We start from the raw sequence: 15,399 nt of genomic DNA, 5'->3' as shown, positions 1-15,399 counted from the left end.
AAGAAGGCTCAACACCGGCTCTACCGGTCCACAAACTGGATTTTATCGTCGTCGCCCTGTTATCTTCCCGTTTCTGCGCGTAAACTAGTATCGTTTCGTGACTTTTTGTCACACCCTTGGGTGACACACTGACAACTACGCCACCCCACAACCGAAAGGACGATCCATGCCAGGACAAAACCTTACGCGCATCGAAGCCGCACAACGTGCCGAGCTCATCACCACCCATAGTTACCGAGTGGAATTGGATCTCCGTGGCGATACTACGTTCCGTTCTCAGACCACGGCCAAGTTTAGTGCCACTCCTGGTACGGCAACTTTTATTGACCTTATCGCTCAATCGGTTGAAAAGATTGTACTTAATGGCATCGAAATCCCAACTTTAGCGTACTCTGATTCACGTATCTTGCTAGAAAACCTGCAAGAAGAGAACGAACTTTTTGTTGACGCAACCTGTGAGTTCTCTCATACCGGTGAAGGTTTACACCGGGCTATCGATCCGGCAGATGGGGAAGTCTACCTCTATTCGCAGTTCGAAGTGCCAGATTCGCGCCGGATGTACACAGTTTTTGAACAACCAGATCTCAAGGCGGAGTTTACGTTTGTTGTCACTGCCCCGGAGCACTGGAAGGTTTTCTCAGTTTCACCAACCCCGCAGCCTAAGCCTGCCGGCGATGGTTTTGCTACGTGGGAGTTCTCTCCTACTGAACGTATCTCATCGTATTTGACTTGTATTGTTGCTGGACCATATGAAGGCACCACGGATTCCCATCCATCGATGGATGGCCGAACAATTCCGATGGGCGTCTATGCGCGCAAGTCACTTGCTGAATATTTAGATAGCCAAGAAATCATCGATATTACTAAGCAGGCAATGGACTTCTTTGAAAAAGCATGGGACGTTCCCTACCCATTCCGAAAGTACGATCAGATTTTTGTACCAGAATATAATGCGGGAGCAATGGAACACCCAGGCTGTGTGACGATTCTAGACGATTATGTGTTCCGCTCTCGTCCAACGGAGGCTCTAGTTGAGCGTCGCGCTATTACGGTAGTTCACGAGCTTGCCCATATGTGGTTTGGGGATTTGGTGACGATGAAGTGGTGGAATGACTTGTGGCTTAACGAGTCGTTTGCTGAGTTCACTTCGCATGTAGCTACTGCCGAAGCAACCCGCTGGACTGATGCCTGGGTAACGTTTAATTCTTCGGAGAAGTCGTGGGCTCAGATGCAAGATCAATTGCCCTCGACTCATCCAATTGCCGCTGAAATTCGTGATTTAGAAGATGTTCAGGTTAATTTTGATGGCATCACCTATGGCAAGGGAGCCTCGGTTTTCCAGCAGCTTGTTGCTTACGTTGGCCGTGATGCGTTCTTCACTGGAGTCTCAAAATACCTGAAGAAGAAGGCATGGAGTAATGCGACGCTCGAGGATTTGTTGGTTGAGCTCTCGGCGGCATCTGGCCGCGATCTAACCGAGTGGGTAAAGCTCTGGTTGCAAGAATCCGGGATTAATATTTTACGTCCGCGTATGACGATGAATGGTTCAACGATTTCCGAGTTTGCTATTGAACAGTCAAGTGATGGACGCGCATCATTGCGTCCACATCGAATTGGCGTTGGCGGTTATTCACTCGATGAGAGCGGTAAGCTTGTTCGGGTTGCGCACACCGAGTTAGATATCGACGGCGAAACCACTGTTGTTCCAGCATTTTCCGGCATTGAACGTCCACAGTTAATTTTGATTAACGATGGCGATTTGGCGTATGCCAAGGTTCGTCTTGATGAAGAATCGTTGGCGTTTGCGATCGAGAATATCAATGCCTTTACCGATCGTTTGCCACGTACTCTCGTCTTGTTCTCTGCCTGGGATATGACGCGCGACGGCGAGATGCCAGCATCTGATTACGCGCAGCTTGTATTGCGTGCACTAGAAACTGAAGATCATGGCACTGTGCTACGTTCGTTGATTAATCAGTTGTCGACGGCAGTTAATTTGTACTCAGCGCCAGCTAAACGTGAGCAATTGCAGACGCAAGTTGGGAATCAACTTGCACAACTAGCTGCTAACGCGGCTCCAGAAAGCGACCGTCAGTTGCAGCTATCCATGGCCGCAGTGTCTATGGCTCATACTGATGAACAAATTGATCGAGTTGAGGGGTGGCTTGCTGGTACTAATGTTCCTGCTGGTTTGAGCGTTGACGCAAATTTCCGTTGGGTTATTTTAACTCGGTTAGCTCAAGCCAATCGAGTTACGGCAGAAGACATCGAGACTGAACGTATTGAACGTGACAATACGGCCTCGGGTGCAGCAAGCGCAGCACGCGCCCGGGCAGCTATTTCTACTCCAGAGGCTAAGATTGCTGCTTGGGAAGAAATCACCGGCGGAGTGGTACCCAATTCGATTCAACGAGCCGCCGCCTATGGTTTTACTTTGGGTGCTCCAGAGCTTCTCGTTCCATTTGTGGACAAATATTTTGCGCTTATCGAATCACAATGGGAGAACCGCACTGTTGAAATCGCTTCGAATTTCATTGGCGGAGCATTCCCAACGAAGCTCACTGGACGTCAAGACTTAGGCGTTGATATTGTCGCCTTAGGCGAAGCATGGCTAGCAGATAACGAAGACGTAGCTCCAGCTGCTCGACGTTTGTTCTCTGAGGAACTTGCACATGCGCAACGAGCTGCTCACGCACAAAAGGCAGATGCGTAGTTTTTAACTGTACATTGTCAAGTGTGGGATGAGGAATATTTCCCTCATCCCACACTTATGATTGGGGACTTGTAATGGATACTTTTGGCCAAACACTTGATAACCAAGCGCAAGCAGGCCTTGCTAAGTCAAATAAAGCACGGCATGTGGGCAGTTACTTGGTAGGCGGAGCTCTTGCTGGGGCTTTTGTAGGAATCGGATGCTTGTTTATGTATGCGGGCGTTTCCGGAATGTATGTTCATGGCTCGGACCTAGCTGGCACTATGATGGGTCTAGTTTTCGGTATTGGCCTGGTACTCGTTGTTTTTGCAGGTGGCGAGCTGGCCACCTCAGGAATGATGATCATGCCGCTAGCAGCAATTCGTAGAAAAGTGAGTGCACTTCGCGCCGCGTGGCTTATTGCTTTCATGCTCATCGGCAACCTAGTTGGCTCAATTGCTATATCTGCGTTAATCAGTGCAGCGAACGTCTTTAAGAAGGATTCGTTGAATTACCAGATGCTCGATGCGGTTGTCTCTGGAAAACTTCACAAAGACTATTCAGAGGTCTTTTTCCGGGCAATCATGTGTAACGTTATGGTGTGTTTAGCAATTTGGACTATTAATCGAATGAAGAATGAAGTTGCCCAGATCATTGTTATCGCATGGGCAATTACAGTTTTTGTGGCTGCCGGGTTCGAGCACGTCGTCGCAAATATGACCTCGTTCTCATTGGCTTTTATGAATGATGCCGGTGGCATTTCTTTAGGCGCTGCCACGATGAGCTTACTGGTTGCTGGCGCAGGTAATTTAGTTGGCGGCGGACTCGTTGTTGGTGGTACCTATGTGTTAGCTGCCAGAATGGAAGACTAATTCATTTTCAAAAGACTGAACTGGGGTCGGGTTTGTGGTGTAGAACCACAAACCCGACCCCAGTTCAATCGTTTCCGATCCAGTCGTTGTTGCTAAATCTCAGCATTCGCCTGCCATCCAAGTGCTGGAGCAACATGCTTAGCGAAGTTATCCAAGATGCGCGTGTTGATATCTGTTCCTAATTGGTTTGGAATTGTCAGCATCAACGTGTCCGCAGCGGCAATAGCTGGATCTGCCTTCAGTTGCTCGATAAGAACATCTGGCTCTGCCGCATAGGTGCGGCCAAAGGTGGTCTTCGTTGCGCCTTCAAGCAAACCAATCTGGTCACTATCGCTGGCAAGCAAACCAAACATTTCTCGATCTTCACCCGTAACAATCGGGAACACCGAACGCGATACGGAAACCCGTGGTTCCCAATCATGGCCAGCTTCTTGCCATGCTTGCCGGTAGACTCGAATCTGTTCTGCTTGAAGTTCGCCTAGGCTTGATCCATCAGCTTCAGAAACAAGTGTCGAGCTCATGAGATTAACGCCATCTTTAGCTGCTTGTTCAGCCGATAGTCGTGTTCCTGACCCCCACCATACGCGTTGTTCAAGACCCGGTGAATGCGGGAAGATAGGTAGTGGTGTGCCAGGCTTGTACATCTGTGGGTATTGCTGGTCAAGGGAATTAGCTTCTGCAAACGCATACCCACGAATAGCCGCGAGGAACAATTCGAATTTTTCGCGAGCCATATCGGCACCGTTTTCCGTTTTGGCCCCATATCCAAACGCTTCCCAACCGCGCAACGCAGGTTCTGGTGAACCACGCGAAACTCCGAGAGCGAGACGGCCTTGAGATAGTAAGTCCAATGCAGCTGCTTCTTCAGCTAGTTGCAACGGATTTTCATATCGCATGTCAATAACTCCGGTACCGACTTCAATATGCTTAGTTGCACCAACGATGGCTCCCATAAGCGGCATAGGTGAAGCACCTTGCGGTGCAAAGTGGTGAACACGGAAGTACGCGCCATTAACGCCGATTTCATCGGCTGCTTGGGCAAGTTCAACGCTTGAGCGAAGAACTTCGCCAGCGTCGAGACCGTCACGTCCGTCGATTGAATGATGACCAAAACTTAAAAAACCAAATCTCTTCATAGTTGAATTATAAACTATCTTTGAAGATTTGTCCACACTGTGAGCGAGCTTTCCTCGGTCCCTATAAATCGCCTAGGATAACAGACCATAAGAGCCTCATATCGAGCGATTCCCCCGCGAGAAAGGACAATCATGGAGCCTCCTATTATCAAGAGGTTGCTCAGCAACCTCTTAGTATGGATTGTTATTGCAATAATCTGCGGCGCAATCTTAGGTAAAGTACTACCTGAAGTAGCCATTATTCCGTTTGCAACCTTCAACGACATCTTTGGAAAATTCCTCGGATTCGTCGTCCCACTAATTATTGTTGGTCTTGTTACGCCAGCTATTGCTGACTTGGGGAAGTCTGGTGGCCGCTGGGTCATTCTGACAGTCGCTCTGGGCTACATATCAACAATTACTGCCGGGTTAAGCACCTGGGGCCTAGCTACTGTCTTTTTCCCTAGCTTGCTGGCAAATCAAAAAGTGCCAGATTTAGCCGAGCCAGAAAATGCCGTTGCTTCCCTGATGGACGCCGGTTTCACTCTGCCACCAGTATTCGGTGTCTTAACCGCACTGATTCTAGCCTTCCTCGTCGGCTTTGGCGCCGTTGCCGCAAATGCCAATAAAATTATTGAGCTATTTAGCGAATTTCGTAGGATCATCAACCTCATTATCCGCCGGTCAATCGTCCCACTTCTGCCATTGCACGTATTCGGCATCTTCTTAAACATGTCCAAATCCGGCCAGTTCGAAACCGTTATTGTGGCAATGGCAAAAGTTATTTTATTTGCTTTCGTCTTAACAATTGCAATGCTTCTCTTGCAATACACAATTGCCGGAATTATTGCTAGGCACAATCCGCTCCGCTCGTTGTGGAATATGCGAGATGCTTACGCAACTGCATTAGGAACTGCTTCATCTGCCGCCACTATCCCAGTCACCCTACGTTCAACCTTAAAAAATGGCGTATCAGAAGATATAGCAGGATTTGTTGTCCCCCTATGTGCAACGATTCATCTTGCCGGATCAACTATTAAAATCACTGCTTTCGCACTCGCATTGCAATACATGCTCGGTATTACTGCCTCGCCAGGAGCAATTATTAGCTTCATCTTTATGCTTGGCATCATCATGATCGCAGCTCCTGGCGTACCTGGTGGCGCAATTACCGCTGCACAATCAGTAGTTCAAGGAACACTTGGATTTACTGATCCTATGTATGGCATCATGGTTGCCCTCTACGTAGCTGTTGATTCTTTTGGAACTGCAACGAACGTGACCGGTGACGGTGCCATCGCAATGATTGTCAATCGTTTTGCAGCAAAACGAATTCATCGTTAAATATTAACGTTCGGACGTCACAGATAATCTATGCGACGTCCCGGCCAAACTAGGCGCCGACCAGCTCGCTCACTTCTTGAGCGAGCTGGTCGGCGCCTGGCCCAACAATTAACTGCACATAGCATTTTTGCCGAACCACACCATAGGCACCACCAGCCCGCAAGATTTCTTCGTCCACCGGCCCTAAACTCGCAACTTTCACACGAATCCGAGTATAGGCAGGCGTAACCTCAAGAATATTCTTTTGGCCACCAAGACCTAAAACGAAATCCTGCGCAACGAGTTCCACGAATACCTTCCCTACAGTCGCGAATGCGGGCGGAAAACCGCCCGCATTCATCTTACGCATCCACTTTCTAACTATTAAAAGCTTGCGTAAAAGACTCCAACAGCGATAGAAGTCGTGGATGCTGTGCTAATTCTTCTACTAATACTACCTTCTCGGTACCATCTGCCAACGGAATCTTCCAGTTTGCGTATTCTTGATCAGTACCCGGCTGGTTTTGAGCGCGACGTTCTCCTACTGCGTCGACAAGCGAAATGCAGAGCAAAGGCGACGGCGTCTTCGTCAAATAGACATGCAGAGCTTCAATAACTTCACGCTCTGACGGATCTTCACCAATCAAACCATACTCACGCAGTCGAGCATATACCGTCTCACGTTCATGCTGAGCCTGTGCGCGCACTTCTTCTTCCGGATCAACAAGTAGCCCCAATCGGGCACGCAAATCCACATGTTCTTCGGCGAGATAACCAGCAGCAGGTGGCAAGTCATGCGTATCAACTGACACCATCGCATCGTACCGGTAATCTTCCGCACGTAAGGGGTTACCCTGTTCATCTTTTTCAAACCAGAAAATTGAAGTGCCCCAAATACCACGGTCACGCAAGTACTCACGCACCCACGGTTCCACATTGCCTAAATCCTCACCAATAACCACAGCTCCGGCTCGATGAGCTTCGAGGAGTAGCACACCGACCATAGCGTCATGGTTAAAACGCACATACGTACCACGACTGGCCGCTGACCCTTCCGGAATCCACCACAAACGGAACAGCCCCATAACGTGATCAACTCGCAAAGCACCCGCATGACGCAACACAGTACGAGCCATGTCACGAAACGGCGCATAGTCCATCCGTTCTAGGGCATCTGGACGCCACGGTGGCTGAGACCAATTCTGGCCTTGCTGATTATACATATCCGGTGGAGCACCAACACCAATGCCCTTCGCAAATGCCTCTGGAATAGTCCACGTGTCAGACCCCTGTGGATGAACACCCACTGCAAGATCGTGAGCCACTCCAAATGTCATTCCAGCAGCTTTAGCAGCACGCTGTGCATCAGCTAACTGCTGATCCATAATCCACTGTAACCATGCCCAAAAATCAATGCGCTCTTGTAGCGAAGCGCGAGCCTTTGCCACAGCTCGACTATGAACATCATGCAATTCTTCTGGGAAAGGTTGACCTTGATAAACCTCAGTTAGAGCACACCACAAAGCAAAATCTTCTAGGCCCTGACCTTCATTATGACGGTATTGCGCAAACTCACGATCGCGGGACTGGGAACGTCCGGCCTTGAAAATCACTTCAAGAGCCTCACGCTTTGCTTTCCATGCTGCATCACGATCAATATGAGTATTCTTAACCGAATCCTTCTTCACATTTTCGGCTGCCCAGGTAATAAGAGAACGCTCTGGGCCGGAAAGATAGGCTACTTCGCGAATATTCTCCGGACGAATATACATGGGATTGAAGAACCGTCGAGTAACTGGCAGATAAGGCGACGGCGAAAGCGGCTCAATTGGCTCGGCAGCATGAAGCGGATTAACAAGTAAGTAATCAGCCCCCATAGAACCAAAAAGTGATGCCATCTCGAGTAAATCGTCAGCATCGCCGACGCCCCATGATTGTGCGGAACGAGTTGAATACAACTGAGCCATCATTCCCCAAGAACGTTTGAACGCAAGTGAGCCCTTGTCTAACCGTCCTGGGGTAACAATCAGCGTTGTGCGATCTTCCGCTATCTTCTCGGTGTCTGCATGACTAACCTTGGCAAGCAATGTGTGATATCCAAGCGGCAAACCTGGATCAATAATAAAGCTAGCTTGCCCAATTTCGTGGCCTTCAATCGTTCGCGGCGGAGTAAAATCTTCCCCTTGCCGAACGCTACGTTCAGTTCCGTCTTCGCAGATAACACTCAGGGAAACATCCCAGCCGTGTGGAACATGGACCTGCACAATATATTCATGATCATTGCGGGTAACTACACACGGTGGAAGGATCTGGCGCCACGGAGCTTCTTCTTTTGCAATAAGGGCAGCATTGATCGTTTCATTTGTGCGCGCATCCACCCCCATCGCAGCAAGTACAGCGATAAGAGTTTCTTGGTCAACAAATTCATGTTCCCCATTGAAAGCCCAGAATTCGGTTGCCACATTATAGGCATCTGCTAACCGATGAAGTTTATCAAGATCAAGTAGCTGATCTGGCATTGTTTCTCCTTGACGCGTACACAAGTAGCTTCCTCACTACTTTTCTCGCTTCTCATTCTGCCAGAATGTAATGATTTTCTGTAACTGACATGCGCATGTCGTTGTCAAAACGCAAACTAACGTAAAATATAGTCACGTGCATATCTAGGAGGTACTCATGACGGCATTTCTGCCAGTTCCACAATCTACTGAAGAACCACTCGCCTCCATCTTGCGAACATTACGTCTTCGCGTGCGGGAACCAGGAAGTTACACCGGCACAAATCTCTCCCAAATAAATGGTCGGGTCTATGGCGGACAAGTTTTCGGGCAAGCCGTTATGTCTGCTTGGGCCACGGTGATGGACACTTATCCGCATCGCGATATTCATTCCATTACAGCAGCTTTTATACGTCCCGGAGATCAACACGAACCGATTAATTTTGATGTTGAAGAAGTTAATGATTCGCGCTCATTTTCCACCCGACGCGTACACGCATCGCAACATGGTAAAACAATCCTTTCCTGCCGTGCCTCTTTTCAAGAACAACAACCCGGAGTGGAGCACTCTTCTTCCATGCCATGGGCGCCTCATCCCCACAGTTTAGAATCTTCAGTGGAATTTTTTGCAAATTTTGATCATCCTGCTTCAAAGCATATGCACACAACGAGTGCGATTGATATGCGCCACGTAGATGGCCCGATTTGGGTTAAGCCGGCTATAAAGCGAGATGGCCATACGTTGATTTGGTTTAAGTCCCGTAATCCTATGCCAGCCGGAACTACTCAACTCCTGCATCGAGCTATGCTGGCATTTGCCACAGATCAATTCATGTTAGAGCCTGTGATGCGCAGGCACGGAATGTTTTGGCTGAGCCCAGATATTTCTCTTGCTACCCTCGATCACGCTATTTGGTGGCATCGAGATGTTGATATGGCCGACTGGGTATTAGCTGAACTTGACTCTCCATCAGCACAAGGTGGCCGAGGACTTTCTATTGCTAAGTTCTTCCAAAATGGCGTTCATATCGCAACGATGGCTCAAGAAGGTATGACTCGTACCCGTAACATCACGTAGCGATAAATACACCACTTCCCCTCGCAATAATTCCACATTTTTCGTAAAAGTTTGGCGGGTAGGAACAAACACCATGTGTTTGTTCCTACCCGCCGAGTTTAGTTCCGCAATCGAGTTTTATCCCCGAGTGAGTTTACGGTAGGCAGATGAACCTGGTCGAGCTGCATCTTCACCTAGCCGCTCGATCTTGTTCTTCTCATAAGACTCAAAGTTTCCTTCGAACCAGTACCAATTTGATGGATTCTCTTCAGTTCCTTCGTAAGCCAAAATGTGGGTAGCAACCCGGTCCAAGAACCAACGATCGTGGGTAATAACCACCGAACATCCAGCAAAATCAAGTAAGGCATTTTCCAACGAACCTAATGTTTCGACGTCGAGATCGTTAGTTGGTTCGTCGAGAAGAATCAAATTACCACCCTGCTTGAGGGTTAACGCGAGATTGAGTCGGTTGCGTTCACCTCCAGAAAGCACACCTGCCTTCTTTTGCTGATCTGCACCCTTAAACCCGAAAGCTGATACATAAGCGCGTGAAGGCATCTCTACGTTACCTACTTGGATATAGTCCAAACCATCAGATACGACTTCCCACAAAGTTTTTTCTGGGTCAATTCCACCGCGGTTCTGATCAACATAGCTCAGTTTAACTGTTTCACCGATCTTCAGATTTCCTTCATCGAGCGGTTCGAGACCGACGATAGTCTTAAATAGCGTCGTCTTACCTACACCGTTTGGTCCAATGATTCCGACAATACCGTTGCGCGGCAACGTGAAGGAAAGGTTATCAATCAATACACGATCACCAAACCCCTTCTTGATATTGGTTGCTTCCAATACCACGTTACCAAGACGTGGCCCTGGTGGAATCTGAATCTCTTCGAAATCGAGCTTACGAGTTCGATCTGCTTCAGCAGCCATTTCCTCGTAACGTGCCAAACGAGCCTTTGACTTAGCTTGCCGTCCCTTAGCCGAGCTACGTACCCATTCAAGTTCTTCGGCCAAACGCTTCTTGAGCTTGGCATCTTTCTTCCCTTGAACCTGCAAACGCTCTTGCTTCTTCTCCAAATAAGTAGAGTAGTTACCCTCATAAGGATACAGATGGCCACGATCAACTTCTGCGATCCACTGCGCGACATGATCGAGGAAATAGCGATCGTGGGTGACGGCAATAACGGCACCTGGATACTTGGCCAAATGCTGCTCGAGCCATAAGACGGATTCCGCATCCAAATGGTTTGTGGGCTCGTCAAGTAGGAGAAGATCAGGAGCTTCTAAAAGCAACTTACATAATGCCACTCGGCGACGTTCACCACCAGAGAGAACATTAACTGGAGTGTCCCCCGGAGGACACTGCAGCGCATCCATCGCCTGCTCTAGTTGAGCATCAATATCCCAACCATTAGCGGCATCAATTTCAGTCTGTAACTTGCCCATCTCATCCATCAGAGCATCGAAATCGGCATCTGGATCAGCCATTTCCATACCAATTTCGTTAAAGCGATGCACTTTAGCGATAAGATCGCCAACACCTTCTTGAACGTTTTCTAGTACTGTCTTTTCTTCGTTCAACGGTGGCTCTTGAAGCAAAATACCAACCGAATATCCTGGGCTCAACCGAGCCTCGCCATTCGATGGCTCATCAAGGCCAGCCATAATCTTCAAAATTGTTGACTTTCCGGCACCATTAGGGCCGACCATACCGATCTTAGCCCCTGGGTAGAACGACATTGTCACATCGTCAAGAATAAGTTTGTCCCCGATCTTCTTTCGAGCACGAACCATATTGTAAATAAACTCAGCCACGTTTCTCCAATAGCTAGCAAATGGAACTGGTTAACCACCACCAACCTTAGTCGACTCAACGGCTATTGCCAACCATAGTGACGCTGTTTTTCTCACGTTAAAACATTAGTGAGTACGCCAGCAGGATCTTCTTCAGGCTCAGGCTCACGCGACGTGGAGAATTGCTCATCAATGACATCTTCTACTGGCCCAGATCCATACTGAGGTTCTCCCGGGATCGTCTCTAAAGGCATAGCTGACTTTTTAGTAAAGCTGGCACTTCCGTAAGTTAATTCAATTCCCAAACTATCAGCAAGTATCACTTGCTCGGTGCGCATAACCTTATTTTTATCTTCATAGGCACGCGCAGTTAATCGGCCACGCACAAGAACGGGAGTCCCTTTTTCTACACTTTGTGCCACATTATCTGCCAAAGATCCATATGTTCGAACGGTGTACCAAGCAGTATTACCATCTTTGAACTCTCGCTTCGCCCTCGAATAATACCGTGGCGTAACACCAACCCGGATGACGGTTGTTTTCGTCGTCAGAGTTTCACCCGTATCACGGTTAGCTGAGTTATTAAAAACCGTTGGAGTACTGCCAACGTATCCCCGAATAGTTACAAATGTTTCATTAGACATCATGTGCTCCTTTAAGCGTTCCACAATAGGTACATCACTATTGTGGAACGCTAAAGAACACTCTCGTCGCCTCATTAATTAATCTGTGGAAAAGCACTTCTTAGAAATCTTTAGTGGACAAAATCAAATCACATTAAATGAAGGTTTCCAGAGAAATACGAGTAGTTTTATGCTTATCAAGCACTTTCGCTGGTCCCGCTACCATCGTCTCATCAAAGACTTCACCAACTGCTAAACGCGCTTGGTCTTCGTACTGCTGAGCAAGCGCGCCAGCCCGTCGGCGTAACCACGTTTTTGCCACAACCCATAAAATAATGGCAATAACATATCCCACGCCAACGGTACCTAACCGACCGCCAACAGAAGAAAACGGCAAACCAACCGCACCCAAAACGATGCCAACAACCAGAACAACTGCAGCACACACACTCAGCGCCCAAGCAAAACCACGGTTCAATCGTGGTAACGCAACAGCCTTCAACGCATTCCCCACTGCATGCCGCAACCGTTCCGCACTAGCAACATCAGCTACTACCGCGTCCTGCCAAATATCAGGCAAGCCGCGTCGAACAAATCCCATCCAACTATCTCGCACCGCCACCGACATCGAGTGCCCCAACTTTTCCGGCTGAACATAAGCAGTTGAAAACAAGGACCGGCCAGCATTTCGGACTGACTCTGCTGCCGCACCAACACCACTAGCCCGAGAAATACGGTCAATCATATCGGTACGCTGAGATCCCTGAACATCAGCTTCGCCAGAACCAACATTAAAACGCAACCGGCGGCCAATAGCGTCAAGTTCGGCAGCCGCCGTCGTCGCAGCCACAGAAGGACGGCTTATAGCAGTACGAATATGGCCCGCCAATTCACCCACGCCTTCCCCCGTAAGCGCCGATGTCATCACGATGGGAAGATCATGCAAACCATCGCTGGCAAGGAGTTTACGAACGTCATCGAGTAATACTTGTCGCTGGGATTGCTGAACGGTATCAATCTGATTAAGCGCAACCACCATCACTTCAGCTCGTTCAGTCAGCTTCTCTAAATACGAAGTGTGCAACACCTGATCAGCGTATTTTTGTGGATCTAACACCCAAATGAGAATATCGACCATCGGCAAAAGTCGCTCAACCTCAACCGAATGCTCCACCGCCACTGAATCATGATCTGGTAAATCAATCAACACAAGCCGGTCAAATTCTTCGTGTCCAACTGTTAATTCTGAGTCGTATTCAATCCGGCGATCATGATCGACAGCTAGATAATCAAGCAAGGCTGACGCATCCGTACCATAGGTACATGCTGTTGCCCGCTCGGTCATCGGCCGAATATCTCCAGAATCAGCAAAATTAAGCCCTGTTATCGCGTTAAAAAGCGATGACTTACCAGAGCCAGTACCACCAACTAACGCTGCAACAGTAATATCAGTACCTAGGCTCATCCGCTCTTGGGTACGACGAAGATCATCTTGGGCACGAGCAGAAACATAAGGATCGAAATATTGTCCCCCAGCCGCAACTGCATCTTGCAACCGCTCTAAACGATCTGCAATTGCATGAGCACCTTCAACACGGATTACCTGCTGATCTTCCATCTTGTCTCTTCCTCCTGATGTCTAGCTTACGAATGAGCCAGATACTCGCTTGCACGTAATCGTAAATCGGTACTATCAGTAATTTTGATCTCGCTGGCAACAGCAATATAGATACCAGTCAAGGCATCTAGCGCTTCATTAACACGAGCTACTAAGGCTTCTTGGGCCTCGTCTACACGAGCCTCTAAACCGCTTGACCGCGCCACTGAATTAGCACCGGAAATACCGCCGGCAGCACAGCCTAATAAAGATGCCACACCCGAATGCGATAACCACGGATGCGCTGGAACCTTATGCGCAATATGCGCTAGATCTTTCTTCCATTCCTGGGCAGTAGCTGTCACAATAGCATCAATATCAAGACGCTGACGTACTTGCTCACGCAGCTGTGCCGTATTGACCACATCTTTCTTCCATGCCTCATCGGCTTGGGCTTGCGCAGTGACAAGCGCTTGCGTCAACGCTACTTTGATCGCCGTATAAAGAATGTCAAAACTTGCCGTGACCGCATTATCCCGAGCTTTTCGTTTCCGATCAAATATCGATGGTCTAGACTTTGACACTAGACCAGCCAACACGCCACCAGTCGACGCGAACGAAAGCCACGAGGCCGTTGGCGCCCCTTGGCCGAATCGCCCATGAGAAATATTTGTACACAACTTTTCTAGCGGCCCATGAGCACTTTCAATGGCTTTGTCCTTCAAATCTTGCAAAGCATGTTCTTGGACTTCTAATGCATCAGCCAGTTGTAATAATTGCTCACGTAATGCGGGCAGGGTTGCGCGCGTTGTCCGATCGACGAGCGAATCTCCCATTTTTGTTGCAGCTATCATCTCTAACCATGAACGCAGTTCTGCCACAACTGATTCTGACAATAAACCTTCATGGGCACCCTGATCTGGAATGATAAACAACGGCGCATCGGCAAGGCCTAAATCCCCCATCCGACGAGCTAAATCACTGCGAACTGTACTTAAAGCACGCTCAGACACACGATCGAGAACAACAGCACACGTAATTCCACGCTCATGAGCATTTTGCAAAGTGTTCCATGCTAACGCATCCCCATAACGAGCGGCCGTTGTCACAAAGACCCACAGGTCAGCCGCGTCAAGCAGCCGCGCTGACAGTTCCCGGTTAGTATCGTCCACTGAATCGAGGTCTGGCGCATCAACAAGCACGACTCCCTGAATTGCGGAAGAAATCTGGACGTCCTTGCCCATCTCAAGCAAAGCGTGATCACTCATTGCTTCAGCATCATCAGGATGCATAACAACCATTGGTGTACGTGTAGTTGGTCGCAAAACTGATGCAGGTGACACATCAGCTCGCACAATCGAATTTACCAACGTTGATTTTCCGGCACCCGATGAACCACCAAAAACGATAACTGCCGGCACATCACGGGCTTCAATATGCGGCAAGATTCTAGATTCGAGCTGTGTTAATAGCTGACGGCGCGAACCTTCTAAATTAAACGAACCTGGCATTTCTAATGGCAAAGTCGCCTCCCGAAGTGCGCTTACTGTTCGGCGCACAAGGTCAGCAAGGTTCTTACGAGAAAACGAGTTGGCAGTCACCTTTCCATTACAACCCATTCCGTAGTATTTTGTAGCATCAACACGTATATTTCCCATATCTGTGACGGTCTTAATCTTTCTTTTACTACATCAGTAGGCGCACCTGATAAAAAATTTCCATATTTCGTGTAAAATCCTGTCCGTACGCCTCGATAGCTCAATGGATAGAGCACCAGACTTCTAATCTGTAGGTTGCGGGTTCGAGTCCCGCTCGGGGTGCT

Annotated in this window: 11 protein-coding genes and 1 tRNA gene; 5 read left to right on the top strand and 7 right to left on the bottom strand. The window is 48.5% G+C overall.

Annotation, left to right across the window (positions count from 1 at the left end; all coding sequences use genetic code 11):
• Positions 1-166 precede the first annotated feature (166 nt).
• Both pepN and HC352_RS02345 read left to right on the top strand, forming a co-directional pair.
• Positions 167-2,713: an aminopeptidase N gene (gene pepN / locus HC352_RS02350; RefSeq protein WP_168917409.1), complete on the top strand. Its 2,547-nt coding sequence runs from the start codon at positions 167-169 to the stop codon at positions 2,711-2,713.
• Between the two features lie 74 nt (positions 2,714-2,787).
• Positions 2,788-3,564 carry a formate/nitrite transporter family protein gene (locus tag HC352_RS02345; RefSeq protein WP_168917408.1) on the top strand — a complete coding sequence of 259 codons (777 nt, stop codon included), beginning with the start codon at positions 2,788-2,790 and terminating at the stop codon, positions 3,562-3,564.
• Between the two features lie 92 nt (positions 3,565-3,656).
• Here HC352_RS02345 and HC352_RS02340 read toward each other — a convergent pair whose 3' ends face one another.
• Positions 3,657-4,700, bottom strand: a complete 1,044-nt coding sequence (locus HC352_RS02340; RefSeq protein WP_168917407.1) for an LLM class flavin-dependent oxidoreductase — start codon at positions 4,698-4,700, stop codon at positions 3,657-3,659.
• Between the two features lie 132 nt (positions 4,701-4,832).
• Between HC352_RS02340 and HC352_RS02335 the strand changes: the two genes are divergently transcribed.
• Positions 4,833-6,023, top strand: a complete 1,191-nt coding sequence (locus HC352_RS02335; RefSeq protein WP_211080697.1) for a dicarboxylate/amino acid:cation symporter — start codon at positions 4,833-4,835, stop codon at positions 6,021-6,023.
• 49 nt (positions 6,024-6,072) lie between these two features.
• Here HC352_RS02335 and HC352_RS02330 read toward each other — a convergent pair whose 3' ends face one another.
• Together HC352_RS02330 and malQ are read right to left on the bottom strand one after the other, a co-directional pair.
• Positions 6,073-6,372, bottom strand: coding sequence for a PTS sugar transporter subunit IIB (locus HC352_RS02330; RefSeq protein ID WP_305792417.1), 300 nt, complete (start codon positions 6,370-6,372; stop codon positions 6,073-6,075).
• Positions 6,373-6,379: 7 nt separating this feature from the next.
• Positions 6,380-8,521 (bottom strand): 4-alpha-glucanotransferase, encoded by a 2,142-nt coding sequence (gene malQ, locus HC352_RS02325; RefSeq protein ID WP_168917406.1) that lies wholly within the window; start codon positions 8,519-8,521, stop codon positions 6,380-6,382.
• A 157-nt stretch (positions 8,522-8,678) separates the two neighbouring features.
• Between malQ and HC352_RS02320 the strand changes: the two genes are divergently transcribed.
• The gene (locus HC352_RS02320; RefSeq protein ID WP_168917405.1) at positions 8,679-9,578 is read left to right on the top strand and encodes an acyl-CoA thioesterase; all 900 of its coding nucleotides are present in this window, start codon (positions 8,679-8,681) and stop codon (positions 9,576-9,578) included.
• 117 nt (positions 9,579-9,695) lie between these two features.
• Here the strand turns inward: HC352_RS02320 and ettA are convergent, their stop codons facing one another.
• The 4 genes from ettA to HC352_RS02300 form a co-directional block, all read right to left on the bottom strand.
• Positions 9,696-11,378 (bottom strand): energy-dependent translational throttle protein EttA, encoded by a 1,683-nt coding sequence (gene ettA / locus HC352_RS02315; protein ID WP_168917404.1) that lies wholly within the window; start codon positions 11,376-11,378, stop codon positions 9,696-9,698.
• A gap of 92 nt (positions 11,379-11,470) precedes the next feature.
• Complete coding sequence (locus HC352_RS02310) at positions 11,471-12,004, bottom strand: single-stranded DNA-binding protein (protein ID WP_168917403.1); 534 nt, start codon at positions 12,002-12,004, stop codon at positions 11,471-11,473.
• Positions 12,005-12,134: 130 nt separating this feature from the next.
• Positions 12,135-13,598 (bottom strand): GTP-binding protein, encoded by a 1,464-nt coding sequence (locus tag HC352_RS02305; protein ID WP_168917402.1) that lies wholly within the window; start codon positions 13,596-13,598, stop codon positions 12,135-12,137.
• Between the two features lie 26 nt (positions 13,599-13,624).
• The gene (locus tag HC352_RS02300) at positions 13,625-15,235 is read right to left on the bottom strand and encodes a dynamin family protein (protein ID WP_168917401.1); all 1,611 of its coding nucleotides are present in this window, start codon (positions 15,233-15,235) and stop codon (positions 13,625-13,627) included.
• Between the two features lie 89 nt (positions 15,236-15,324).
• Between HC352_RS02300 and HC352_RS02295 the strand changes: the two genes are divergently transcribed.
• Positions 15,325-15,397: transfer RNA gene (locus tag HC352_RS02295), tRNA-Arg, on the top strand.
• The last annotated feature ends 2 nt before the right edge of the window (positions 15,398-15,399 follow it).

Source organism: Arcanobacterium buesumense (genome assembly GCF_012563545.1).
Lineage (GTDB): Bacteria > Actinomycetota > Actinomycetes > Actinomycetales > Actinomycetaceae > Arcanobacterium > Arcanobacterium buesumense.
This window is presented reverse-complemented; position numbering and strand designations above follow the sequence as displayed.